Source organism: Paenibacillus sp. URB8-2 (assembly GCF_013393385.1).
GTDB lineage: Bacteria > Bacillota > Bacilli > Paenibacillales > Paenibacillaceae > Paenibacillus_AQ.
Map to the genome: position 1 here is coordinate 2,010,375 of NZ_AP023239.1, position 23,258 is coordinate 2,033,632.

The following is a 23,258-nucleotide window of genomic DNA, read 5'->3' on the forward strand; positions in this document are numbered from 1 at the left end:
GCTAAGATCCCTTCTTTTGGGGCATGCTATCAAAGGCATGTCTCAAAGGCTAAGGGGGAGCACCATGAATGAATCGCTGCGGGGACAACCGCGGCTGCTGCTGGCAGTTAACGGGTTATTCGTGCTGTCAGGCGCGCTTGCGGGAACCTTTTTAAATGTATACTTATGGAAGAGCCGCCAGGATTACATTATGATTGGCTGGTTTACGGTTGCTCAGCAAATCGCTCTGGGTCTCAGCTTTTGGCTGGGCGGCAAATGGGTGAAGGAGTATAATAAAATGAATGCCCTGCGGCTCGGCATCGCCGTTTCGGGCCTTTTTTATCTTCTGGTGCTGTGGCTGGAGAACCGGGTGGTTTATTACGTCTGGCCGATCGGAGCTCTGCTGGGCATTGCCTTGGGCCTGTTCTGGCTTGCCTTCAACATCGTTTTTTTTGAGACTACGGGCCCCGGGAACCGGAACTCTTTTAACGGCTGGGTTGGACTGCTCGGATCGTTGGCCGGCATCGTCGGTCCCTGGCTGTCCGGGTGGCTGATTTCCGCGCTGCACGGGAACCGGGGGTACCGGATTGTGTTCATCATTTCGCTCTGCATTTACGGTGTGGCGACCGTGCTGAGTTTTTTTCTGAAAAAGCGTAAAACGGCCGGCGAGTATCAATGGCTGGAGCCGTGGCATGAGCTTCATTCCGGAGACGGAGACTGGCGTGTAATGGGAGCGGGACTTGTGTTTCAGGGGCTTCGGGAAGGCGTGTTTTCCTTTTTGATCGGCCTGCTCGTATACATAGCGGCTCAAGAGGAAAGCAAGCTGGGGCAGTTTACGCTTATTACCTCGGCGGTATCGCTTGTCTGTTACTGGGCGGCCGGCAAATGGTTAAAACCCAAATACCGGTCGGCGGGGATGTTCTGGGGCGCACTGCTGCTGGTGGCGGTCATAGTGCCCATGCTGTGGACGGTTAACTACGGCACCCTGCTGATTATGGGTATCGGAACGTCGTTATTTATTCCGCTGTATATGCTGCCCATGGTTTCGAGCAGCTTTGATCTGATGGGCGAGAGCAAGGAGAGCGCGGGCATGCGAGTCGAGTTGATCGTGCTGCGCGAGTTGTGCCTGATGACCGGCCGTCTGGCGGGGACGCTTATTTTTATCGGTGTCCTGTCGGCCAGCGCCGCCCCGCGAACCGTTACTCTGCTGCTGCTGGGCCTTGGAGCCGCGCCGCTGGGCAGCTGGCTTTGTCTGCGCCGGATGCTGCGCAAAAATATAGTGCCTGAGCGGTAATCGGAACGTTTACATGCATAAAGGCAAACCGGTCCGCCGTCCCATACGTACAGTCAAAAAGCCGCCTCCCTTGCTCATGCGGCAGGAGAGACGGCTTTTGGCATTCCTTTGTTAAGGACACATAAGTTCTATTTGTTCTTCAGCAGGTCGCGGATTTCCGTCAGCAGCAATTCTTCGCGCGTCGGTACGGGATCGGCTTTGGCCGCTTCCTCCCGTTTCCGTTTAAACCTTCCGGCAAGTCTGACCAGCAGAAACAGGGAGAAGGCAATAATAAAGAAGTCGAGCACGCTCTGCAGAAAGACACCGTATTTTAGGACGGCGTCACCGTACGTATATTGCAGACCTTTCAGATCAATTCCGCCAATCAGCAGTCCGACCACGGGCATGACTATGTCGTCGACCAGCGAGGATACGATTTTGCCGAAGGCGGCCCCGATGACGACAGCGAACGCGAGATCAAGCACATTTCCTTTTAGCGCGAAGCTTTTGAAATCTTTCCACATTATACCGAATCCATCCTTCCCGGTTTAATACCCTATTCATTATCACAAATAGGAACAAATGCTGCAATACGAAAAAAGTGTTATCGGTCACTGTGATTATCGGGAGACGGCTTGGTCGGCAGCGTCAGCGAGAACAGCTCCAGCTCCGGACGGGATTTCCCCGCCAGTGAGAACGTCACGATTTATACATATGGCACAAAGGATAAAACAGTCGCTCCGCTTGCGAAATTAAGCACATAAACGGCGGAAGCAGCGGCATACTAAGAGTGGTTGAACCATCCCAAGAAAGGAATGAATACAATGCAATCCACCCAAATGCAGCCGCTTAGCGGTAAAGAACTGGAATACATTTCCGACTCCATTTCCAACGAAGATCTGCTTATCAAGCAGTATGCCGCCACGGCTGGAACGACGCAAAACCAAACGGTCCGCCAAATTTGCGAGCAGCAAATTCAAAACCACAACCATCATATGGGAATACTGATCCAGCTGCTTCAGCAGCATCAGCAGTACGCTCCGACTCAGCCGCAATAAAAGAGCCGATCCGGATCGATTGACGCCGGTGCTTCCGAAGCCAGTTTTGTTGAAGTCAACTCAGGAAGCTGTTCATCACAAAACTTAAGTGAATGCTTCCGAAGCCAGTTTTGTTGAAGTCGACTCAGGAAGCTGTTCATCACAAAACTTTTAGGAGGTCAATTTACGTGTACGCACAAAACGGAAATGCATTTATGCAAGACGAGGACTTGCTCAACACGATTTTGGCGGATTTGAAACGGACGGTTCGCGAATACACGACAGCCGCAACCGAGTCCAATTGTCCGTCCGTTCGCCGCACCTTCAATGATCTGACCATGAATACGCTCCGCATTCAGGGCGATCTATACACGCAGATGTCGCAATTGAATATGTACCAGGCTCCTTCCAAGGCACTGCGCCAGGAGCTGGACAAACAAATTCAAAGCGCACATCAGACTCAGCAAAAATGCCAGCAGTTCGTTCAGCAAAAAATCGGCGGTCAAGGAATGTATGCCCAGGCGCCGAACGTATCACAGCATCAATCTAACGTGAATAACCCTTACTATATGTAACCCTGTCTTGTACGGGTGAAGCAGCGCCGGCGGCCTTTTTGGCCTTCCCGGCGGCACCATAAGAAGCGTCTGTTCTTCGCGGTTATCCGTGAACGAGCGGACGCTTTTCGGAGTTTCAAGAGGATTATTCCCCGTTCCTGATATGAGGGAGCTGACGCTTCTCCATGCAGTCCGCTTCAATTTCGGGACTAGTCATGATGTATTTCCCGGTTGGGCGGGCCATTTTTGTTTGCAGATACAACCTTTTCATGTCATATTATTATTAAACTCTTATGTAACAAATTCTTTCGCGGGAGGCGCCGGCAGCGGCGATACGTCCCATGCGAAGATTCCGGAGGGAAGTCATGGAACAAATGGATGAGTTGAAGAGAAAAGTGCTGGAATTGCTGAAAGAAGATGCGAGAAGAACCCCGGCGCTTATGGCAACGCTGCTTGGAGCGGATGAAGAAGAAGTGAAGACGGCGATCGCACAGATGGAGCAGGAGCACGTTATCGTGAAATACGCGACCGTGGTCAATTGGGATAAAGTGGACGACGAGCGTGTCACGGCGCTGATCGAGGTTCAGATTACGCCCGAGCGCGGACGCGGATTTGAAGGCATTGCGGAACGGATTTATCTGTATCCGCAGGTGAAGTCGGTTTATCTGATGTCCGGCGCCTATGATTTGCTGGTGGAAGTGGAAGGCCGGAATTTGCGCGAGGTCGCAAACTTCGTTTCCGAGAAGCTGTCCCCCATCGATGCCGTACTGTCGACCAAAACGAATTTCACGCTTAAAAAATATAAGCAGGACGGGATTATTTTTGAAGATCATGAAGAAGATAACCGTCTGATGATCTCCCCGTAAAGGAAGAGATGAACCTATATGATTACAAATAAAACGCAGATTGCCGGAGAACAGAACAAATCAATGACATCCTATCTGGCCCCGTTGGTTCAGCAAATTCAGCCCTCGGGCATCCGCAGATTTTTTGATCTGGCCGCTGGAAGCAAGGACATCATCTCTCTGGGGGTTGGAGAGCCGGATTTCAAGACGCCGTGGCATGTCAGGGAAGCCTGCGTCTATTCGCTGGAACGGGGATTTACCGGATATACCTCCAACGCGGGGATGCCGGAGCTTCGCGAGGGGATTGCTAGCTATCTTCATACCCGCTTTGACCTTGACTACGATCCTGCGAACCAGATTATCGCAACCGTAGGCGGCAGTGAAGCGATCGACTTGGCGCTTCGGGCGCTGATATCGCCAGGCGATGAGATTCTGATTCCGGAGCCGTGCTATATTTCTTATTCACCGATCACCTCGATCGGCGGCGGGGTTCCTGTCGGCATCGAGACATTCGGCAAGGACCGGTTCAAGCTGACAGCCGAGGGGCTGGAAGCCAAAATTACGCCGCGGTCGAAAATTCTGATCTTGTGCTACCCCAGCAATCCGACGGGAGCGATCATGAGCCGGGAAGACTGGGAGCCCATCGCCAAGGTGGTGGAGAAGCATGACCTGATCGTCATTTCCGACGAAATTTATGCGGAGCTTACCTACGGCGGCAATCATACCAGCTTTGCCTCTCTGCCGGGAATGATGGACCGGACGATTCTCGTCAGCGGCTTTTCCAAAGCGTTTGCGATGACGGGCTGGCGGCTGGGATATGCCTGCGGACATCCCGATCTGATCTCGGCTATGCTCAAAATTCACCAATACACCGTAATGTGCGCGCCTTCCATGGGCCAGGTGGCGGCGCTAGAAGCACTGACGAACGGCATGGAGGAGAAGGACCGGATGGTGGATTCTTATAACCAGCGTCGGCGTCTGATCGTCAAGGGGCTGCGCGAAGCCGGATTGGAATGCCACGAGCCCCAGGGGGCGTTTTACGCATTCCCGAGCATTGCCGGAACCGGACTGACCTCGGATGAATTCGCCCAACGTCTGCTGCGCGAATTCCGGGTGGCGGCCGTTCCGGGCAGCGTGTTCGGGCTTGGCGGCGAAGGCTATTTGCGCTGCTCCTACGCCACTTCGGTAAGCCAATTGAATGAAGCGCTGGAACGGATTGGCGCGTTCGTTGCTCTTTTGAAGAAAGAGAGAGAAAATAAGGCTTAATTCGGCAAAAAACTGATAATAATCACAGATATTGACGCTAAAGTTGAAAAAGGTATAGCAAATAACCCTGTCATATGGTATAATTTTACTCTGAATACAGATTATTTATTATGAAGTTATACATTGATAATCTGGACACCTCCTGCTCAAACATTGCTTTGCTGTTTTTAGGGAGGAAGGCTCCTTATAAAATAAACTTTGTTTCGGAGCAAGCAATACTATAGAGGTTACGCTCCGTACAGTTTTAAGGGGGGATGATGTTGCTTTGTAGCGATTACTACCTGTGGTCCTTTGGCGGGAACCGTTTCCCGGAAAGCGGGAAAGCTTCCGCGAGGGATGATGTGACCTCGCGCAGCCACTCCCTGGAAGAGGAGATCCGCATACTCCGCAATCGAATGGAGCAGTTATTTTTGCAGGAGAAATCATTCACCTCGGATAATGTGGTGGAAATCAGCAGTAAGCTGGATTTGAAGATCAACGAATATATGAAGAGGCGTTCCCGCAAGAAATAACGGGAATGGACAGCGAGGGTCCCCTTGGGCCCTCTTTTTGTTTGTGCTACGGCTTCAACAAACCGGCTGGAAAGAACAGATGGCCTCACAAGGGGAAGTTAATATGGTAAAGTAATAATATGCGGATGATATGCCGGGAGGACGGCGGTTTGTCATTAGGGAATGATGAAATGAAGCGGGAGGGATGGACAATGGCGATTTATACGCGAACGGGTGACCAGGGCGAGACTTCGGTCATTGGAGGCCGAGTCTCCAAGGATGATATCCGGGTCGAAGCTTATGGAGCGATCGACGAGCTGAACGGTTTTGTCGGGCAGGCGCGCAGCATGATGGATGACGAAATATTCGCCGATGTTCGGCAGCAGCTGCTGGAAATTCAGCATGAGCTGTTCGACTGCGGCTCCGATCTGGCGTATGTGAGCCTGGACGAAGGAAAATACAAAGTAACCCGCAACATGGCGGAGCGGCTGGAGCAATGGATCGACCGTCTTCAGGCGGAGAATCCACCGATTGAACGGTTTATTTTGCCGGGAGGAAGCGGGCTCGCTTCTGTCTTGCATGTATGCCGGACCGTATGCCGCCGCGCCGAACGCCGGACCGTTACGCTCGGGCACAGCAAGGAGATTAACGGCGAGACAGTGGCTTATCTGAACAGGCTGTCAGATTATTTCTTTGCGCTTGCACGGACGGCCAATACGCGGCTCGGGGTAACGGACGTTGAATATATCCGCGGCGCCAAGGTGTTTCGGGACTGAGATGACAACGTACTATCCGCCCATCGCCTACACCGTTTCTGCCGAAGAGGACGGCATGCTGCTCAAGACCATTCTGCAAAAGCGGATGGACGTCTCGCGCAAGCTGCTGTCCCGTCTTAAACTGACCGAGCGGGGAATTACCCTGAACGGGGAGAGAGTTTATATCAGCGTGCATGTCCGCGCCGGTGATCTCGTGGAGATCCGGATGGAGACGGAGACATCGGAGGATATTTTGCCGCAGCCGATCCCTTTCCCTATCCTTTACGAAGACGAGCATCTGCTGGTCGTCAGCAAGCCCGCGGGGATGATTGTGCATCCCACCCACGGCCATTATACCGATACGCTGGCCAATGGAGTTGTGCATTATTGGGCGCAAAAAAACGAGCGCTATCGCTTTCGTCCCGTTCATCGGCTGGATCAGGAGACGTCCGGGGTGCTCGCCATCGCAAAGAATCCGTACAGCCACCAGCACATATCGGAGCAGATGCTGGCCGGTACCGTGGACAAACGCTATATTGCGCTAGTTCACGGGGTGCCTGCGCCGGAGAGGGGAGACATCGACGGCCCGATCGACCGCGATCCTGGCGAGCCTCATCGGCGGATTGTGACGCCGGACGGTTATCCGTCGTTGACCCGCTACGAGGTGAAGGAGCGGTATCCATACGCTTCAAAGGTCGAGCTCAAGCTGCTCACCGGGCGCACACATCAAATCCGGGTGCATATGACCTCCATCGGCAATCCGCTGATCGGAGATGGGATGTATCGGCATCCGGTATACGAAGCGGCCGATTCCAGCTCGGCGTCTGCGCTTGCTGCGGAGCTGACCCGAGTGGCGGCGCTGGACGCTGCAATCGGCCGTCAAGCGCTGCACGCGGCGAGGCTGTCCTTCACGCATCCGATTTTCCGCCGCGACATGACGTTTGAAGCGCCGCTTCCTCCGGACATGGAGGAACTGGAAGCGCGGCTGAGACAGGGACAAGAGACGACGCAGAACTAAATGAAACTGATTTGGAATAAGGAGAATCGTGCAAATGAGTCAATTGACCGTATATCATTATCCGAAGTGCGGCACCTGCCGGGCGGCGGTAAAGTGGCTGAAAGAGCAGGGACATGAGCTGGAGCTTCGCCATATCGTAGAGCAGACGCCGGGAGTCGATGAACTGGCCGGGTTGGCCGCAGCAAGCGGCCTTGAGCTCAAAAAATTTTTCAACACAAGCGGCGAGGTCTACAAGCGGGAAAATCTGAAGGAGAAGCTGCCGGGCCTAGGCGAGCGCGAACAGCTGGAGCTGCTGGCCGGGAACGGAATGCTGATCAAACGCCCCATTGTCGTCTCAGGTAGCAAGGTTACGGTAGGTTTCAAGGAAGAAGAATACCGCAAAGCCTGGGGAAATGAGTAAAGGAGGAGAACGGCCATGAGTGGAGAAGGAAGAGGCCGCGTAATGATCGTGGACGGCATGGCGCTGCTGTTCCGGGCCTATTACGCCACCGCCTACGGAGGCTATATACGCAAGACAAGCGCCGGTTTGCCGACCAATGCCGTGTACGGCTTTTTGCAGTATTTTTTCGACGCCGTGTCAACTTTTGAGCCCTCTCACGTCGTTTGCTGCTGGGATTTGGGCAAGAGTACGTTCCGCACCGAAAAATTTGGCAGCTACAAATCGAACCGTGCAGAGCCTCCGCTGGAGCTGATTCCGCAGTTCGATCTGGTCAAAGAAGTGGTCGCCGAGCTTGGTGTTCCGAACGTGGGCATCCCCGGATTTGAGGCGGACGACTGCATTGGCACACTGGCTTCCTGCTTCAGCGGGGAGTCCGAGGTATACATTTTGACCGGAGATCATGACATGCTTCAGCTGGTTAATGACCGGGTCCGTGTCGTTATTATGAAAAAGGGCCGGTCCAACTACAAGGTGTATGATCCGGCGACCCTGCTGGAAGAAAAAGGACTGTCCCCTTCTCAGGTCGTCGACCTGAAGGGATTCATGGGCGACACGAGCGACAATTACCCCGGCGTCCGGGGAATCGGCGAAAAGACGGCGCTTAAGCTGCTGGCTGAATATCGAACGGTGGAGGGCGTAATCGAAAATCTGCATCTGCTGCCCAAGGGGGTGCGGAGCAAGATCGAAGCGGATCTGGACATGCTTCATCTGTCCCGGGAACTGGCGGAGATCCGCTGCGACGTTCCGCTCGTCTGCACGCTGACCGAGTGTCTGTGGGAAGTGCAGCGGGAATCGGCAGCGCGCAAGTTCAAAGAGCTTGAATTCGGCAGCCTGATGTATCTGATTGCGGCGGCGGAGGAAGAGCTGAAGGAAGACGGAATCGTTGAAATTGAGCTTCCGGACTGGCAGAGCCGCTCAATCGGAGCCGGTTCCATAAAGAACGACCCGTTTGCCTAAACGGGTATCGTATACGCAAGCAAAAGACTGTTCCAGATCGCGCGGCAGGCGCTCTGTGAACAGTCTTTTTAATGAGGGTCGAACGCGGCGGCCTCCCGTTATTTCTTCGGATGTATGGGCCCGGCGGATCATATGCACGAGTCGTCTAAAGCTTCATGCCTGTCTACAGTCTCAACGTTAGGGCAAGATTCCGGGCATCCAGATTATGCTATGCGCTTGTCATTCTTTTGGTACGCAAAGTATAATAAATAACGGATATGCGCTGCTGAGTGAAAGCGTATGCAAGAACAGAGGGGAGACGGGCAAGTGAGAGTATTGGGCGCGATTGAAGCGGGAGGAACAAAGTTTGTATGCGGTATTGGACATGAGGACGGAAGCATTATCGACCGGGTAAGCTTTCCGACTACCCATCCGGAAGAGACGATGGCGCAGGTGTACCGCTATTTCGAGGGTAAAAAAGTCGAAGCGATCGGCATAGGCTCGTTTGGGCCGATCGATCCGGTTCCGGGCAGCCCGACATACGGCTATGTTACGACGACGCCGAAGCCGTATTGGGGCCAATATAATCTGGTCGGCGCAGTCCGCGAAAAAATTGACGTGCCGATCGGCTTCGATACCGATGTCAACGGCGCAGCGCTAGGTGAATATACATGGGGCGCGGCGCGGGGATTAGACAGCTGCCTCTACATTACGGTAGGAACCGGCATCGGGGCGGGAGCCGTTGTAGGCGGCAGATTGATCCATGGGCTGTCCCATCCGGAAATGGGGCATATTTATGTCCGCCGCCATCCGGATGACGCTTTTGCGGGCACATGCCCTTATCATGGAGATTGCCTGGAAGGCCTGGCCGCAGGTCCCGCGCTTGGACAACGCTGGCAGGTGCCGGGTGCGGAACTGGGCCCGGATCATCCCGCCTGGGAGATGGAGGCCCATTATCTGGCTCATGCTCTGATGAGCTATGTACTGATTCTGTCTCCGCAGAAAATTGTCATGGGCGGCGGCGTCATGAAGCAGAGCCATCTCTTTCCGCTGATCCGCGCCAAGCTCCAGGAACTGCTGAAGGGCTACGTGCAGCATGCTTCGCTGACCGCCGATATCGACAGCTATATCGTGCCGCCTCAGCTCGGGGACAATGCCGGACTGGCCGGTGCGATCGGGTTGGCCGGCATGGCCCTCGCCCAGGAGTAGTAGACTGCTTATTCGTCTTTAGGACGTCTTTTGGGCAAAAGGGATTGACTGTTCGGAAATATATGGTATTGTATGAATTAACAGTATAGCCGTTAAGCAGAGGAAGCGCCTCTTTCACGATTGCCGTGAGAGAGGCGCTTTTTTTGCGTTAAACCTAACGGATGCTTCAGCTTGGAAGCTAAAGACGGCGTGCCTGCGGGCGCGGGATTCATGGTGAACGGTCCTTTGCCCGCCGCATACTGAACATTAAAAAAAGTAAAGGCAGGGAAGCAACATGCAAATCGTATTTATGAACCGGTTGTCCAAAAATTCAGGCGATTCCGCGGGAGGATTCGCCCAGCTGTGGATTGGCGAGGAAGAGGGGGAATGGCGTCTGGGCTGGCGTGATTTCGGCGAAAATCCGGAAAGCGTTGATTCCTTATGGTATGAGGGCAGCTCCTGGAACGAAATGTTGGGCGTATACAGGCATGAGCTGGCGGTCAAAATGGGGGAGGGCTACCGGCCGCTTATTGACGGTGTCTTCCATGAAGAGGAGGCCCTGACGGGACGGAATCAGGAGCAGCTGAAGCTCCAGTATTACAGCGAGCAGAACGTAAATGAGTCCATATATGAAGAATTGTGCGCATGGAGACGGAAGAAAGCTTCTTCTGAGCGCAAAGCGCCGTATTTGCTGGCGAGCAACCGCCTGCTGCGCCTGCTTAGCTCTTTCCTGCCTCATTCGGAGGAAGAACTCCTGCAAATTCCGGGTGTGGGAGAAGCCAAGGCTTCGCAGTACGGTCCGGAGATATTGGCCATTACTTCCGCGGCGGAGCGCAGCCATTCCTTCCCCTTAAGCTGGGTCGGCGGGGAGGTCGATGAGGACTCCTTTACCTCCTGGCTTTACAAGCAGAAGGAGATCAAATACAAGAAGCAGTTGGAGCGTTTGCGCTTGCGGCGGCTGCTTCTTCAGGGCATCGCGGACGGCTGCGGAATAGAGGAGCTTAAAGAGCGAAGCGCCTCTTCGCGCAGGGAGATCCTGGAGGCCGTGGAGGAACTGGAGAAGGAGGGTTATATTGTCGATTCGCTGATCGACCGGGAACTGGAAAGTATGCCTTCCGTGGAGCAGGAGGCGGTTTGGAGCGCTTACAGAGAGATGGGGGATATGCTCTTAAAGCCGGTGCTGCACAAAGTCTACGGTGAAGATATCGCGTCCGCGGGTAGCCTGGATCTGCATTACGAACGACTGCGGCTGATCCGGATCCGCTTTCGCAGGGAGAGCGAGGGAACGCAAGGAGTGGTCACTCACCCGCAGGAGCAAGTGTAAACCCGGTTAAGCCAAAAGAAGGTCTCCCGGCGCCGGCCAGCGCTTAAGGAGACCTTCTGATTAACGGAATCGTGGGACCGGCTGTCAGAGCCATTCCTTTTTACGGAACACATACAACATCCCGCATCCCAGCGTTACCATAACGCCGATGACGCCATAGTAGCCGTATTTCGTATGAATTTCGGGAATATTGTCAAAGTTCATCCCGTATATGCCTGTAATCACGGTCAGTGGCATAAATATCGTCGTAATCGCCGTAAACACCCGCATGATTTCATTGGCGCGGTTGGCGATACTGGATTGATAAGCTTCTCGCAAGTTGCCCATCAGATCGCGGTACGTCTCAAATGTCTCGGAAATTTTGACTGCGTTTTCGTAGATGTCGCTGAAATATTTCTGCAGCTGGTCGTCGATCAGCCGAAGATCTCTTTTGTTGAGGGTGTTGATGACTTCCTTCTGCGGACCGAGCATTTTCTTCAGCCACAGAATTTCGCTTCGCAGACCGATAATTTCGCTTAAGTGCGACTTCTTGGTATGCATCAGAATATCTTCTTCCAGCTTCTCGATCCTTACTTCGATCCGGTCGCCGACGGCGAAATAATTGTCCACGACAAGGTCGATCAGCAGGTAAAGGAACCGGTCAGGCGTGCTGACTTCCTGCTCCCACAAAATGGGCTTCAGTGCACGCAGCTCGTGAATCTTCTGCTTCGTAACGGTAATAATAAAATGCCGCCCGAGAAAAACATTAAGGGCCCGCAGGAAAATTTCCTCATCATCAAAGCGGATACTGTTAACTACAATAAAATAATGGCTCTCGTAAATTTCAATTTTGGGACGCTGCTCCTCGTCGCTGAGACAGTCCTCCACAGCCAAATCATGAAGATTAAACAGAGGCTGCAGCAGCTCCAAATCCTCCACGTCGGCGTCGATCCAGTAGAACCCTTCTGCCGGAGGGGTAATGGTCAGCTCAATATCGTCGACAGGCGTAAAGATGCCTGCGTTAACCAGCCGGATTTTCATCTGATTCACTCCTTCTCTCCCTAGCTTGCCCAGGGGATATGCTTATGAAAGCACAGGGAAAAAATCAGCTTGGCCGGAGTTTGTGTACGATATGGGCCGCTTTATATTCCGAAGGCATGAAGAAGAAGGGCTCCCGCCGCCGGCAAGCTGATGTTAATCCTGTACGGTTGTTCCTGATCAGCACTGTACTGCGTACTCGGGTCGCCTTCCATTCTTCTTCTCACCTCTTTATTAAATAATTTATAATTGGGGGTTCCCTCAAAGCACCTGCGATAGGCTTCACACCCAAGGCTCCGCTTGTGGGACGATCTTCTGAAACACTTGTCTAGTATAACGCCGGGTATTGGCTCTTTCAAGCTAAATTGTTGTCATAATCGGGACTCTAAAACCAGTGTATGGACTTGACGAAAGTTAGGTTCATGATTATAGTGATCTATAAGAATTTAAAATTGAATATGACCAAATCTTATCAAGAGCAGGTGGAGGGACTAGCCCGATGAAACCCGGCAACCGGCGTGAAAGCGCACGGTGCTAATTCTTGCAGAGACGCGAACGCATTTGAATGAGTTATGGCGCGTTGTCTGACAGATGAGAGAGTATCATATGTGCATAAATATGACCTTTCTCGTTTGCTGCGGGAAAGGTTTTTATTTGTTTCTATTACACCGCATCCAGCGGTTTCCATTTTAATGAAGGAGTGAGTAGCAATGCCGATCAAGATTCCCGACAGTTTGCCCGCCAAGGAGGTTCTGTCAGGGGAAAATATTTTCGTTATGGATGAAAGCCAAGCCTTTCACCAGGATATCCGCCCTTTGCGGATTGCCATCCTAAACTTGATGCCGACTAAAGAAACTACAGAAACGCAGCTGCTGCGTCTGGTCGGCAACTCGCCTTTGCAGGTCGACGTCACGCTGCTTCATCCGAGCTCGCATACGTCGAAGAATACGTCCGCGGAGCATCTCAAGAGCTTTTACAAGACATTTGACGAGATCAGCCACCGCCGATTGGACGGCCTTATCGTGACAGGCGCCCCGGTGGAGCAGATGGATTTCGAGGATGTGAATTACTGGGATGAGATGAAAAAGATTTTTGAGTGGAGCAAGGATAACGTCACTTCGACGATGCACATATGCTGGGCGGCGCAAGCGGGGCTGTATTATCATTACGGGGTCCGTAAGGTCGGTCTGTCCGAGAAGTGCTTTGGAGTGTTCCCGCACAGCACCGCTGCGCCGAATACGAAGCTTCTGAGGGGGTTTGACGAGTTGTTCTATGTGCCCCACTCCCGGCACACGGACATCTCCCGCGAAGATGTCGAGAATACGCCGGATTTGCAAATATTGGCGGAGTCGGAGGAGGCCGGCATTTATCTCGTCGCCACCGAAGACGGCCGGCAGATTTTTGTGACGGGCCACTCTGAGTACGATCCGTTCTCCCTGAAATGGGAGTATGAGCGCGATGCCACGAAGGGAATGGATATAGCGCTGCCGAAGCATTACTTCCCGAAAGACGATCCGACCCGGACGCCGCCGGCTGTATGGCGCGCCCACGCGAACCTGCTGTTCTCCAACTGGCTTAACTATTACGTCTACCAGGAAACGCCCTACGATATCGGACCGACGATATGATTGCTTTCCAGATTGGACAAACTTAACGTTGAAGATATAAGTTCTTTTACCCGCATTAGCTTTTTAGATACAACGGGAATCGCTAAGCTCCTAGTATCGGGGGAGGCAAATCCCGCACTAACTTTCTGGAGGTTAATCATGGACGACAAACTCAGGATTGAAAGCAGGCTGGCCCAAATCGGCTCGCAGGAGGACCCGGCGACGGGCGCAGTGAATTATCCGATATACCAGTCGACGGCATTCCGTCACCCCCGGCTTGGACAGAGCACGGGCTTTGACTACATTCGTACCAAAAACCCTACACGCTCTGTGCTGGAGCGGGCGGCAGCCGAACTGGAATCCGGTGACGCGGGCTTTGCCTGCAGCTCCGGGATGGCCGCGCTGCAGACGATTTTCACCCTGTTCGGGCAGGGGGATCACCTGATCGTTTCGCTGGACTTGTACGGCGGCACTTACCGGATGCTGGAACGGATTATGTCCAAATTTGGTGTCTCCGCTTCCTATGTAGATACGAATGATATGGACGCTCTGGAATCGGCCCGCAGAGAGAACACGAAGGCGGTCTTCATCGAAACGCCGACCAATCCGCTGATGATGATCACCGATATTCAGGCCGTGTGTACCTGGGCCCGCCGTCACGAAATGCTTACGATCGTGGACAATACGCTGCTGACACCGTATTTCCAGCGGCCGCTCGAACTGGGCGCAGATATTATCATCCACAGCGCGACCAAATATTTGGGCGGGCATAACGACGTGCTGGCAGGCCTGATTATCACGAAGGGCAAGGAACTGTCTGAGGAGATGGCCATCCTGCATAATTCGATCGGCGCCGTGCTAAGTCCAAGCGACAGCTACCAGTTAATGAGAGGCATGAAGACGCTGGCGCTGCGCATGGAACGCCATGAGAGCAACTCGCTGGCGATTGCACAGTTTCTGAAAGGGCATCCGGCGATTGCGGAGGTATTCCATCCGGGTCTTCCGGAGCATCCCGGATTCGAAATTCAGCAGCGGCAGGCAACCGGCAACACCGGTATCTTTTCATTCAAGGTGAAGGATGCGAGATATGTGGAGCCCGTATTGCGCCATATCAGGCTGGTTGCGTTCGCGGAAAGCCTTGGCGGTGTCGAGTCGCTGATGACCTATCCCGCAGTGCAGACCCATGCCGATATTCCGGTAGAAATCCGCGATGCGGTCGGCGTGGACGACAGGCTGCTGCGTTTCTCGGTCGGCATCGAGCATATCGATGATCTGATTGCCGATTTGAATCAAGCGCTGGAGGCGGCGCGGGCCGAACTTGAAGCGGATAACGGCCAAGCTGGCCAGCCGGTCCGAGAAGCGGCGGATTTGCTGTAAGGCCGTGAAACGGAAGCGGCGTCAACATTAAGTGAGACGGCATCGCCTTAAGCTGGCGGCGCCGTTTTTTTTATAATATAAAAATCTATAAGTTTCACGCTTATTATTGGCCTTATATTTCTACGAGAAACGGATGCCTCCTCTACGGAGGACGCGAAGCCGTTTCTTCTTGTGTTGGATTTTTTTCACAAAACCCCCCGAAAGATCAGGCAATTCTACGAATGAATATAACTTTTATTAGTTGTTATATGCAGTTAAGAGGGCAGGAGAATAAAAATACGTTTTTCAAGCACGGCGGATTGTGATACGATGAATGAACGAATATATTCCTTTGTCATATAAATTTTATGGATTCATTAGGGATGGTTGTATAAGGAGGCTGCGAACAATGGGATCAATCGATCGCATTTTGAATAAAGCGCTCCAGGGTGAACGCCTTGGGCTTGAAGATACGGTCAGACTGTTTGAGAGCAACGAAATTGAGAAAATGGGCGCTGCGGCGGATGTCATTATGAAAAGATGGCATCCCGAGCCGATAACGACGTTCGTCATTGGCCGCAACATAAATTATACAAATATATGCGATGTGTACTGCCGGTTTTGCGCGTTTTACCGCAGACCCGGTTCAGAAGAAGGCTATGTTCTGCCGGATGAGACGATTTTTGACAAAATCAGAGAAACCGTGGCCGTGGATGGAACCGAGATCCTGATGCAGGGCGGTACGAATCCCAATTTGCCGTTTGATTATTATACGAACCTGCTGCGTAACATCAAAGAGCGATTCCCCGGCATCACGATGCATTCCTTCTCCCCTGCGGAGATCATGAAGATGAAGGAGATCTCGGGGCTGTCCCTGGAGGAGACGGTGCGCCAGATTCATGCGGCAGGTCTCGATTCGCTGCCGGGAGGCGGCGCGGAAATCCTGGACAACCGCACTCGGCGCAAGATCAGCCGACTGAAGGGCTCGTGGCATGACTGGATGGACGTGATGCGGACAGCGCACCGGATCGGCATGAATACGACGGCAACAATGGTAATCGGCCTTGGCGAGAGCATGGAGGAACGCGCGCTGCATCTTCTCCGTGTGCGTGAAGCCCAGGACGAGTGCATTGAGCATAACTACAACTCGGAAGGGTTCCTGGCATTTATCTCCTGGACATTTCAGCCGGATAATACGAACCTTAAGCTGGACAGACAGACGCCTGAGGAATATCTCAAGACTGTCGCGGTCAGCCGGCTTGTGCTTGACAACATCAAGAACTTCCAATCCTCCTGGGTGACAATGGGCCCGGAGGTTGGCAAGCTGTCGCTGCAATACGGCTGCAACGATTTCGGCAGCACGATGATCGAGGAGAATGTCGTGTCCTCGGCGGGGGCGACGTACAAGGTCAACATCGAGTCGATCCTGCAAATCATCCGCGAGGCCGGCAAAATCCCGGCGACGCGCAACACACAATACGATATTCTGAAAGTATTCGACGACGTCTCCGCCAAAGTGCAGAGCGATTTTGTGATGCAGAACTGATAGGGGCAAGCAAACAGCCCGAGGCCGCTGAGGCTTCGGGCTGTTTGCGCTGAAGCTAGTGCCGGGTAAAGGGACAGCTTCGGCGGATAATTCGGACAGGGCAGCTTTCGGCCATAAGCGGCGAAGGCTGCCCTGTGCGACGTTGTAGGGCAGAATCTTAACGAAAATCTATTCGGCGGCTTCCCATTTGCAGCGGACCGGGGAGATAATCGCTTTTTCTTTTTTAAGCTCATTGAATGCCTTGTCAATCTCCTTGCGGTCCAGACCGGAGAGCTTCTCTACCTCGCCTGCGCTGACAGGCTTGCCTGCCGATTTAATCGTTTCCAGCACCTGCTCCTTAACGCTCATTGCTTCATTCACCTCCTCGTTTATAATCGCTTTAATTAAAAGCTTGTCCATAGATTAAATAGTAATTGTCTATCAGATTCATAGTATAGGAAGATCCGGTTACGCATCTGTGATATTTTTCTGAAGCATAATATTCCTGGAAAATTTAGATTTACAACAATATCCAAAAGTGATATCATAAAAATATCAAATACATATCCTTTTGGAGGTGCCTTATGAAAGAAAAAATGCTTAGGCCTGTCAGCGGTTTCTGGATTATCGCTTTGATCCTTGTTTGTGCGGGAGGCGGAGTTTATGGTGCGGTTCGGGGCTACGATGCCGTTCCGGTCATTTTGTTCTTGGCGGCTGCGGTTCTGATGACAAGCATTACGGTGGTGCAGCCCAACAAGTCGGTCGTGGTCACTTTCTTCGGCCAGTACGTCGGGACCATATCGGCAAGCGGCCTGTGGGCCGTTATTCCGTTCAGTGTGCGCAAGACGGTTTCCCTGCGGGTCCGCAATTTCAACAGCGTCAAGCTGAAGGTCAACGATGTTGAGGGCAATCCGATCGAAATCGCAGCCGTCGTCGTGTTCAAAGTCATTAACTCGGCAAAAGCGCTGTTCGATGTCGACAAGTACATGGAATTTGTCGAAATCCAGAGTGAGACGGCGCTGCGCCACGTAGCCAGCAAATATCCGTATGATGGTTTCAGCGGAACCGGCATGTCCCTGCGCGCTAACGCCGATGAAATTGCCAAGGAATTGGCCGGCGAGCTCCAGGACCGTCTGTCTCTGTCAGGGGTTGAAGTGCTGGAGGCGCGGCTGACGCATCTGGCGTATTCCACCGAAATCGCAAGCACGATGCTTCAACGCCAGCAGGCGTCGGCCATTTTGTCCGCGCGGCAGATCATCGTGGAAGGCGCGGTCGGCATGGTGGATATGGCGATCAAGCAGCTTAAGGAGAGCGGCGTAGTGGAACTGGACGAAGAACGGAAGGCGGCCATGATCAACAATCTGATGGTGGCTATCGTATCCGAGCGCGGAGCGAGCCCGGTCATCAACGCCGGCTCGTTGTATTAAGGCGGTCTATCATGGCGGCCAAGAAGAACTTTCCGCTGCGCATCGATCCCGGGCTGTACGAAGCGCTGGAGCGTTGGGCGGGGGAGGAGTTCCGCAGTGTGAACGGACACATCGAGTTTTTGCTGCGGGAGAGCCTGAAACGCGCTGGCCGCTTGCCGGATCGAAAGACAGGCGAAGAACGGTCCTGAACGGAACCTGTCGATTCTTTTTGAATTCACGGCTTGACGAAAGCAGCCGCCGGAATTATAATTACACATTATTCACGCAAACAGCATTGACAAAGACATGAATCGACTTCCAGGCCCGTACAGAGAGAGGAAACGTTAGCGCTGCAATTTCCTCCGGAATCCGGTTTTCGGTTTACCCCTTTGTAGCTGCGGTTATGAACTTTCCGTGCAAGGCGCATCGGTTGATCCGTTATGCCCCGGAAACAGTAAGAACCGCCGGTTCATGGCCGTTATCTCCATGCTGAACAAGGATTCTGCCGTTGCCTGACCGTTTCTTGAGTCTGGGGACATGACGCAGAATTGAATTTGGGTGGAACCACGGGTGCAACACTCGTCCCTGCGCGGGACGGGTGTTTTTTGTATGCGTGGATATGTCCGTTCCGCAAGGCCTTTACGCGGCTGACCGCCGCTGTGATAAGTTGACCACTACTTCGAGGAGGAAATGACAATGGCAGTAAGCATCAAGTTACCGGACGGCTCGGTCCGGGAGTACGCGGAAGGCAGCAGCATCGACGATGTAGCGTCTTCCATCAGCAGCGGGCTGCGCAAGAACGCCGCCGCCGGCAAGCTGAACGGGGTAATCGTCGATTTGTCCGCCAAACTGAGCGAGGGAGATCTTGTGGAGATCGTAACGCTGGACTCCCCAGAAGGACTGGAGGTTATGCGGCACAGCACCGCCCACCTGATGGCCCAGGCGGTCAAACGGCTGTTCGGCGCCAAAGAGGTCAAGCTCGGAGTCGGACCGACGATTGAGGACGGGTTCTACTATGACATGGATCTGGAGTATCCGCTGAATCCGGAGGACCTGCAGAAGATTGAGAAAGAAATGGAGCGCATCGTATCGGAGAACCTGCTGATTGTCCGTAAGGAAGTGAGCCGCAAAGAAGCGCTGGACCGGTTCGGGGAGCTTGGCGATCCGTACAAAATCGAGCTTATTCAGGCGCTTTCGGAGGACAGCGTGATCACGATATACGAGCAGGGCGAATTTTTCGACCTGTGCCGCGGGCCGCATCTCCCTTCGACCGGCAAAATCAAAGTGTTTAAGCTGATGAACGTGGCCGGAGCGTACTGGCGCGGCGACGCCAAGAACAAAATGCTGCAGCGTGTATACGGCACCGCCTGGATCAAGAAAGCACAGCTTGACGAGTATCTCCGCCTGCTGGAAGAAGCGAAGAAGCGCGATCACCGCAAGCTGGGCAAGGAACTGGAAATTTTCACATTCAATCAGCTGGTCGGCCAGGGACTGCCGATCTGGCTGCCTAAGGGCGCCAAGCTGCGCAGTATTCTGGAACGCTATATCGTTGATCTGGAAGCCAGCCTCGGATATCAGCATGTCTATACTCCGGTTCTGGGCAACGTCGATCTGTACAAGACTTCCGGACACTGGGAGCATTATCAGGAAGACATGTTCCCGAAGATGACCATCGACACCGAGGAATTTGTGCTGCGTCCGATGAACTGTCCGCATCATATGATGGTGTACAAGAGCAGCATGCACAGCTACCGCGACCTGCCGATTCGGATCGCCGAACTTGGAACCATGCACCGTTACGAAATGTCCGGCGCGCTGACCGGTCTGCACCGCGTCCGTTCCATGACTTTGAACGACTCGCATATCTTCTGCCGTCTGGATCAGATTAAGAGCGAATTCAGCCGCGTGCTGGAGCTGGTGAAACAGGTGTACAGCGACTTCGGCATTGATGATTACCGTTTCCGGCTGTCCTACCGTGATCCGGCCGATACCGAGAAGTACTTCCAAGACGATAATATGTGGGAGACCGCTCAGCGCATGCTGCGCGAGGTAGTCGAGGATGCGGGCCTGCCGTTCTACGAAGCGGAGGGAGAAGCCGCGTTCTACGGTCCGAAGCTGGACGTGCAGATCAAAACTGCGCTCGGTAAAGAAGAGACGCTATCGACCGTTCAGATCGACTTCCTGCTGCCGGAACGCTTTGAGCTGGAATATGTCGGCGACGACGGGCAGAAGCACCGTCCGGTCGTGCTTCACCGAGGCGTCCTGAGCACCATGGAGCGTTTCGTCGCCTTCTTGCTGGAGAACTTTGCTGGCGCGCTGCCGCTCTGGCTGTCTCCGCAGCAGGTGAAGGTCATCCCGGTATCGAGCGCTTTTGACGACTATGCGGGTGAGGTGGTCGACAAGCTGCGTCGCCGCGGTCTGAGAGCCGAAGCCGACCTTCGGAACGAGAAGCTGGGCTACAAGATCCGCGAAGCCCAGTTGGAGAAGCTGCCGTATATGTTCATCGTCGGCGAGAATGAGAAGAACAGCAGCAGCGTCTCCGTCCGCAAACGCGGCGAAGGCGATATCGGGGCGAAGCCGCTGGATGAGGTGATCGAAAGCCTCGCTGCCGAAGTTTCAACCAAGTCCATCTTCTAAAATAAACAAATTATTGGTCACGTAAGACCTCTGCCAACACTCCGTGAGGCGGTTAATCCGCCTCATGTATAAAATTTTGGGAAACGGGAAACCTTCGCTAATAAGGGGGAGGGTTTCATGATGAACAAAATGGGTGTTTGGCAGAGGTCTTGGTGTATATTGGTTACTTTTGCATTATTGGTTGCACTATCCTTCATATATACGAAGGCGGGTCGCGAAGCGGACCGGGAGTACCGGTTTCCGCCGGTCCAGGCTGAGGCTGCGTCCGCGCCGATCTTCCATGCCGGTTCTGCGGCACAGGCTTTTGACAGCGGCGGGGGCCGGCCGAGAATTAAGCTGCTCCGCGCTACGATATTTCCGCATCAATCACCGGAGTTCGTCACTGCGTCCGAACGCTCCGAGGCATTAAAACACCGGGCCAAAATACCGGCACCCGGAAATAAATCTTCCATTCCCGTTGCCGCACCGGCGCCGGAACAAATCATCCGTACCTTCAAAGTGACGGCCACCGGTTATACCGCGGGCTTCGAATCGACCGGCAAGCGTCCGAATCATCCGGAATACGGAATTACCTACTCCGGCGTCAAAGTGCGGAGAGACAAGAATGCCGTTTCAACCATTGCCGCCGATCCGAAGGTGCTGCCGCTGGGAAGCATATTGTATGTGCCGGGATATGGTTATGCGGTGGTCGCGGACACCGGTTCGGCGATCAAGGGGCATAAAGTAGATCTGTACTTTTCGACTACCAGGCAGGTGTACAAAGAATGGGGCAAAAGAATGGTCGAGGTCCAACTGATCAAACGCGGCAGCGGCAAATGCACGGAAGCCATGCTGAAAAATATCGGCAGAGCGATCCGCGCTTACGACACTGTACCTCAGGAAATGCTTGAGGAAATTATTTAAAGGGCAAGCCATGAACTTTATTTCACATGACAATTGTATAATCGGCCGCCTGCCTAGCCATAATACGGACTGGGGCACAGCAGTTAGCCTCTGATCCGTCCTCTGTGCGGCGTTAACACGGCATCGCGTGAGGAAGCAAAGGGAGGTGACCAACGTGGCTAAAAAACCGAAGGTTCAAGAAAACTACAAGACACCGAACGAAAAGTTCAACGCCGAGTTCGCTGTCGAGAATGATGCGGCAACGAAGCAAGGTGGCATCGCCAAACCGGTCCAAAAACCGCAAGCCTAACCATGCCATAAGAAATAACCGTCGGCTCTTGGCCGAAACGATGTCCCGTTCTCGTGAGAGGCGGGGCATTTTTGTTTGTCCAAATATATAATGTTCACGCTTGTAAATAGCCCTGACTTTCTATGAGAAACGTACTGCGGCAAGACGTAAGTTTTTTTCCTCGGTGTAAAAACTTCCAACCCCTCCGTCCGAAGACCGAGAAGGTTTTCATTCCCCCGCCGCTGTTATCAAGACAAAGCCTGTTGTAAACTTAGTCCATAAGGCAAAAGAGCTACTCTAAGCTAAAGGGGAAATGACAGATGAGAAGACGAATAGCCAGCCAAGTATTCGGCGGTTTGATTCTGATCGGAATCGGCGTGCTGTTTCTGCTCCGGCAGATGGGATATGCGAAATTTGATATCGGTTACCTGTTCTCCAATTTCTGGCCGGTTGTGCTGATCATAATAGGAAGTAAGCGGCTGCTGGCGGGAGGCCGTGACGGCGGCAGAGGCTTTTCTTCTATCGGAGCGCTGTTCATTGTGGCCTTGGGCGTTTATTTTCTGGGGCGGAATCTAGAATGGTTCGACCTTTCCGCAGGGGATTTCTTCACCATGATCATTCCGGTCGCGCTGATTGGCGGCGGGCTCATGGTTATCTTCAGACCGCACCGTTCTGGACCGCCTGTACCGCCGCCTGCACCGCCGAGATTCTATCCTGAGGACAAGCCGGCGAACGACGCGCCTCCCCGGCCGCTGGAATCGACATTTGACGAAGAATTTGAACGGAAATTCGGCAGAACCAACGAGGAAAACGGCTCCATCGGCAGTTCGTCAGGCAAAGCAGGAGTGACCGATTGGGATCGTTATCTGCGCAAAGATGAAGATATGGACCGGACAGGTGAGAAAGGCTGGCAGGAGAACCGTGATCGCCACCAACGCAGACGCCAGGAGCGGGAGGAACGCCACGAACGCAGGAACCAAGAGCGCTGGGAACGTCATGAACGCAAGCATGGACATTATGACGGGCATGAATGGAGCCATAGCGGCGACAAGGAAACGACGAACCGATCCACTTTTATCGGCGATATCCATATGGGGCGTGAGCATTTTCAGCTCAAAAATACGAATATTTCCCAGTTTATCGGCGATACGGTGCTCGATCTGACCAACGCGCAAATTCCGTACGGCGAGACAAAGATCAATCTTTCCGCATTTATCGGCGATCTCAAAGTCTACGTTCCGGACGATATGGATCTCGGCATTTCCGTTAACAGCAGCTCGTTCATTGGCGATATGGAAGTGCTGGAGCAGTCGCGCAGCGGGTTTATGAGCAGCATGCAGTGCAAGACGCCTTATTATAAAGAAGCCGGCAAAAAAATCCGTATCAATGTCAGCGCTTTTATCGGAGATATCAAGGTTAAGACGGTGGGTTGAC

Annotated in this window: 24 protein-coding genes and 1 riboswitch; of the genes, 21 read left to right on the forward strand and 3 right to left on the reverse strand. The window is 53.3% G+C overall.

Going from position 1 to position 23,258, the window contains the following annotated elements:
* Nucleotides 1–64 precede the first annotated feature (64 nt).
* Nucleotides 65–1,273, forward strand: coding sequence for an MFS transporter (locus tag PUR_RS09110; RefSeq protein ID WP_179034967.1), 1,209 nt, complete (start codon nucleotides 65–67; stop codon nucleotides 1,271–1,273).
* Nucleotides 1,274–1,401: 128 nt separating this feature from the next.
* Here PUR_RS09110 and mscL read toward each other — a convergent pair whose 3' ends face one another.
* The gene (mscL, locus tag PUR_RS09115) at nucleotides 1,402–1,776 is read right to left on the reverse strand and encodes a large-conductance mechanosensitive channel protein MscL (protein WP_179034968.1); all 375 of its coding nucleotides are present in this window, start codon (nucleotides 1,774–1,776) and stop codon (nucleotides 1,402–1,404) included.
* A 300-nt stretch (nucleotides 1,777–2,076) separates the two neighbouring features.
* Here mscL and PUR_RS09120 point away from each other — a divergent pair, with 300 nt between their 5' ends.
* The 11 genes from PUR_RS09120 (at nucleotide 2,077) to PUR_RS09170 (ending at nucleotide 11,105) form a co-directional block, all read left to right on the forward strand.
* Nucleotides 2,077–2,310, forward strand: coding sequence for a hypothetical protein (locus PUR_RS09120; RefSeq protein WP_179037829.1), 234 nt, complete (start codon nucleotides 2,077–2,079; stop codon nucleotides 2,308–2,310).
* Nucleotides 2,311–2,477: 167 nt separating this feature from the next.
* Entirely contained in the window at nucleotides 2,478–2,864 is a 387-nt protein-coding gene (locus tag PUR_RS09125; RefSeq protein WP_179034969.1) for a spore coat protein, read from the forward strand.
* A 344-nt stretch (nucleotides 2,865–3,208) separates the two neighbouring features.
* Nucleotides 3,209–3,709: an Lrp/AsnC family transcriptional regulator gene (locus PUR_RS09130; RefSeq protein WP_179034970.1), complete on the forward strand. Its 501-nt coding sequence runs from the start codon at nucleotides 3,209–3,211 to the stop codon at nucleotides 3,707–3,709.
* Between the two features lie 18 nt (nucleotides 3,710–3,727).
* Entirely contained in the window at nucleotides 3,728–4,954 is a 1,227-nt protein-coding gene (locus PUR_RS09135) for an aminotransferase class I/II-fold pyridoxal phosphate-dependent enzyme (RefSeq protein WP_179034971.1), read from the forward strand.
* Between the two features lie 254 nt (nucleotides 4,955–5,208).
* A complete protein-coding gene (locus PUR_RS09140; RefSeq protein ID WP_442953795.1) occupies nucleotides 5,209–5,466 on the forward strand; it encodes an aspartyl-phosphate phosphatase Spo0E family protein in 258 nt (85 codons plus the stop codon).
* Between the two features lie 191 nt (nucleotides 5,467–5,657).
* Complete coding sequence (locus tag PUR_RS09145) at nucleotides 5,658–6,221, forward strand: cob(I)yrinic acid a,c-diamide adenosyltransferase (protein ID WP_179034972.1); 564 nt, start codon at nucleotides 5,658–5,660, stop codon at nucleotides 6,219–6,221.
* 1 nt (nucleotide 6,222) lies between these two features.
* A complete protein-coding gene (locus PUR_RS09150; RefSeq protein WP_179034973.1) occupies nucleotides 6,223–7,218 on the forward strand; it encodes an RluA family pseudouridine synthase in 996 nt (331 codons plus the stop codon).
* Between the two features lie 34 nt (nucleotides 7,219–7,252).
* The gene (locus PUR_RS09155) at nucleotides 7,253–7,618 is read left to right on the forward strand and encodes an arsenate reductase family protein (protein WP_179034974.1); all 366 of its coding nucleotides are present in this window, start codon (nucleotides 7,253–7,255) and stop codon (nucleotides 7,616–7,618) included.
* A 15-nt stretch (nucleotides 7,619–7,633) separates the two neighbouring features.
* Nucleotides 7,634–8,614: a 5'-3' exonuclease gene (locus PUR_RS09160; protein ID WP_179034975.1), complete on the forward strand. Its 981-nt coding sequence runs from the start codon at nucleotides 7,634–7,636 to the stop codon at nucleotides 8,612–8,614.
* A 306-nt stretch (nucleotides 8,615–8,920) separates the two neighbouring features.
* Complete coding sequence (locus tag PUR_RS09165) at nucleotides 8,921–9,802, forward strand: ROK family protein (protein ID WP_269474711.1); 882 nt, start codon at nucleotides 8,921–8,923, stop codon at nucleotides 9,800–9,802.
* 274 nt (nucleotides 9,803–10,076) lie between these two features.
* Nucleotides 10,077–11,105 carry an HRDC domain-containing protein gene (locus PUR_RS09170; protein WP_179034977.1) on the forward strand — a complete coding sequence of 343 codons (1,029 nt, stop codon included), beginning with the start codon at nucleotides 10,077–10,079 and terminating at the stop codon, nucleotides 11,103–11,105.
* A gap of 84 nt (nucleotides 11,106–11,189) precedes the next feature.
* Here PUR_RS09170 and corA read toward each other — a convergent pair whose 3' ends face one another.
* A complete protein-coding gene (gene corA / locus PUR_RS09175; protein ID WP_124694877.1) occupies nucleotides 11,190–12,125 on the reverse strand; it encodes a magnesium/cobalt transporter CorA in 936 nt (311 codons plus the stop codon).
* 463 nt (nucleotides 12,126–12,588) lie between these two features.
* Nucleotides 12,589–12,720: riboswitch (SAM riboswitch) on the forward strand.
* Between the two features lie 112 nt (nucleotides 12,721–12,832).
* Between corA and metA the strand changes: the two genes are divergently transcribed.
* The 3 genes from metA to mqnC all read left to right on the forward strand — a co-directional run bounded on the left by metA (nucleotide 12,833) and on the right by mqnC (nucleotide 16,631).
* Nucleotides 12,833–13,750, forward strand: coding sequence for a homoserine O-acetyltransferase MetA (metA, locus tag PUR_RS09180; protein ID WP_179034978.1), 918 nt, complete (start codon nucleotides 12,833–12,835; stop codon nucleotides 13,748–13,750).
* A gap of 138 nt (nucleotides 13,751–13,888) precedes the next feature.
* Nucleotides 13,889–15,106: an aminotransferase class I/II-fold pyridoxal phosphate-dependent enzyme gene (locus tag PUR_RS09185; protein ID WP_179034979.1), complete on the forward strand. Its 1,218-nt coding sequence runs from the start codon at nucleotides 13,889–13,891 to the stop codon at nucleotides 15,104–15,106.
* A 388-nt stretch (nucleotides 15,107–15,494) separates the two neighbouring features.
* A complete protein-coding gene (gene mqnC / locus PUR_RS09190) occupies nucleotides 15,495–16,631 on the forward strand; it encodes a cyclic dehypoxanthinyl futalosine synthase (protein WP_179034980.1) in 1,137 nt (378 codons plus the stop codon).
* A gap of 168 nt (nucleotides 16,632–16,799) precedes the next feature.
* Here mqnC and PUR_RS09195 read toward each other — a convergent pair whose 3' ends face one another.
* Nucleotides 16,800–16,979: a transcriptional regulator gene (locus PUR_RS09195; RefSeq protein ID WP_179034981.1), complete on the reverse strand. Its 180-nt coding sequence runs from the start codon at nucleotides 16,977–16,979 to the stop codon at nucleotides 16,800–16,802.
* A gap of 215 nt (nucleotides 16,980–17,194) precedes the next feature.
* On the opposite strand from PUR_RS09195, the gene PUR_RS09200 reads away from it, so the two are divergent.
* The 6 genes from PUR_RS09200 to liaF all read left to right on the forward strand — a co-directional run bounded on the left by PUR_RS09200 (nucleotide 17,195) and on the right by liaF (nucleotide 23,257).
* Nucleotides 17,195–18,037, forward strand: coding sequence for an SPFH domain-containing protein (locus tag PUR_RS09200; RefSeq protein WP_179034982.1), 843 nt, complete (start codon nucleotides 17,195–17,197; stop codon nucleotides 18,035–18,037).
* An 11-nt stretch (nucleotides 18,038–18,048) separates the two neighbouring features.
* Nucleotides 18,049–18,225 (forward strand): type II toxin-antitoxin system antitoxin, encoded by a 177-nt coding sequence (locus PUR_RS09205; RefSeq protein ID WP_179034983.1) that lies wholly within the window; start codon nucleotides 18,049–18,051, stop codon nucleotides 18,223–18,225.
* 487 nt (nucleotides 18,226–18,712) lie between these two features.
* Nucleotides 18,713–20,653: a threonine--tRNA ligase gene (thrS, locus tag PUR_RS09210; RefSeq protein WP_179034984.1), complete on the forward strand. Its 1,941-nt coding sequence runs from the start codon at nucleotides 18,713–18,715 to the stop codon at nucleotides 20,651–20,653.
* A 330-nt stretch (nucleotides 20,654–20,983) separates the two neighbouring features.
* Nucleotides 20,984–21,556 (forward strand): 3D domain-containing protein, encoded by a 573-nt coding sequence (locus PUR_RS09215; RefSeq protein WP_442953834.1) that lies wholly within the window; start codon nucleotides 20,984–20,986, stop codon nucleotides 21,554–21,556.
* Between the two features lie 154 nt (nucleotides 21,557–21,710).
* Nucleotides 21,711–21,845 (forward strand): hypothetical protein, encoded by a 135-nt coding sequence (locus PUR_RS26290; RefSeq protein ID WP_269474712.1) that lies wholly within the window; start codon nucleotides 21,711–21,713, stop codon nucleotides 21,843–21,845.
* Between the two features lie 299 nt (nucleotides 21,846–22,144).
* Complete coding sequence (gene liaF / locus PUR_RS09220; RefSeq protein WP_179034985.1) at nucleotides 22,145–23,257, forward strand: cell wall-active antibiotics response protein LiaF; 1,113 nt, start codon at nucleotides 22,145–22,147, stop codon at nucleotides 23,255–23,257.
* Nucleotide 23,258 lies beyond the last annotated feature (1 nt).

Excerpts from the sequence above, each read along its gene's own strand:
- PUR_RS09110 (WP_179034967.1), top strand. The coding sequence starts at position 65 with ATGAATGAATCGCTGCGGGGACAACCGCGGCTGCTGCTGGCAGTTAAC.
- mscL (WP_179034968.1), bottom strand. The coding sequence starts at position 1,776 with ATGTGGAAAGATTTCAAAAGCTTCGCGCTAAAAGGAAATGTGCTTGAT.
- PUR_RS09120 (WP_179037829.1), top strand. The coding sequence starts at position 2,077 with ATGCAATCCACCCAAATGCAGCCGCTTAGCGGTAAAGAACTGGAATAC.
- PUR_RS09130 (WP_179034970.1), top strand. The coding sequence starts at position 3,209 with ATGGAACAAATGGATGAGTTGAAGAGAAAAGTGCTGGAATTGCTGAAA.
- PUR_RS09135 (WP_179034971.1), top strand. The coding sequence starts at position 3,728 with ATGATTACAAATAAAACGCAGATTGCCGGAGAACAGAACAAATCAATG.
- PUR_RS09140 (WP_442953795.1), top strand. The coding sequence starts at position 5,209 with ATGATGTTGCTTTGTAGCGATTACTACCTGTGGTCCTTTGGCGGGAAC.
- PUR_RS09145 (WP_179034972.1), top strand. The coding sequence starts at position 5,658 with ATGGCGATTTATACGCGAACGGGTGACCAGGGCGAGACTTCGGTCATT.
- PUR_RS09150 (WP_179034973.1), top strand. The coding sequence starts at position 6,223 with ATGACAACGTACTATCCGCCCATCGCCTACACCGTTTCTGCCGAAGAG.
- PUR_RS09155 (WP_179034974.1), top strand. The coding sequence starts at position 7,253 with ATGAGTCAATTGACCGTATATCATTATCCGAAGTGCGGCACCTGCCGG.
- PUR_RS09160 (WP_179034975.1), top strand. The coding sequence starts at position 7,634 with ATGAGTGGAGAAGGAAGAGGCCGCGTAATGATCGTGGACGGCATGGCG.
- PUR_RS09170 (WP_179034977.1), top strand. The coding sequence starts at position 10,077 with ATGCAAATCGTATTTATGAACCGGTTGTCCAAAAATTCAGGCGATTCC.
- corA (WP_124694877.1), bottom strand. The coding sequence starts at position 12,125 with ATGAAAATCCGGCTGGTTAACGCAGGCATCTTTACGCCTGTCGACGAT.
- metA (WP_179034978.1), top strand. The coding sequence starts at position 12,833 with ATGCCGATCAAGATTCCCGACAGTTTGCCCGCCAAGGAGGTTCTGTCA.
- PUR_RS09185 (WP_179034979.1), top strand. The coding sequence starts at position 13,889 with ATGGACGACAAACTCAGGATTGAAAGCAGGCTGGCCCAAATCGGCTCG.
- mqnC (WP_179034980.1), top strand. The coding sequence starts at position 15,495 with ATGGGATCAATCGATCGCATTTTGAATAAAGCGCTCCAGGGTGAACGC.
- PUR_RS09195 (WP_179034981.1), bottom strand. The coding sequence starts at position 16,979 with ATGAGCGTTAAGGAGCAGGTGCTGGAAACGATTAAATCGGCAGGCAAG.
- PUR_RS09200 (WP_179034982.1), top strand. The coding sequence starts at position 17,195 with ATGAAAGAAAAAATGCTTAGGCCTGTCAGCGGTTTCTGGATTATCGCT.
- PUR_RS09205 (WP_179034983.1), top strand. The coding sequence starts at position 18,049 with ATGGCGGCCAAGAAGAACTTTCCGCTGCGCATCGATCCCGGGCTGTAC.
- thrS (WP_179034984.1), top strand. The coding sequence starts at position 18,713 with ATGGCAGTAAGCATCAAGTTACCGGACGGCTCGGTCCGGGAGTACGCG.
- liaF (WP_179034985.1), top strand. The coding sequence starts at position 22,145 with ATGAGAAGACGAATAGCCAGCCAAGTATTCGGCGGTTTGATTCTGATC.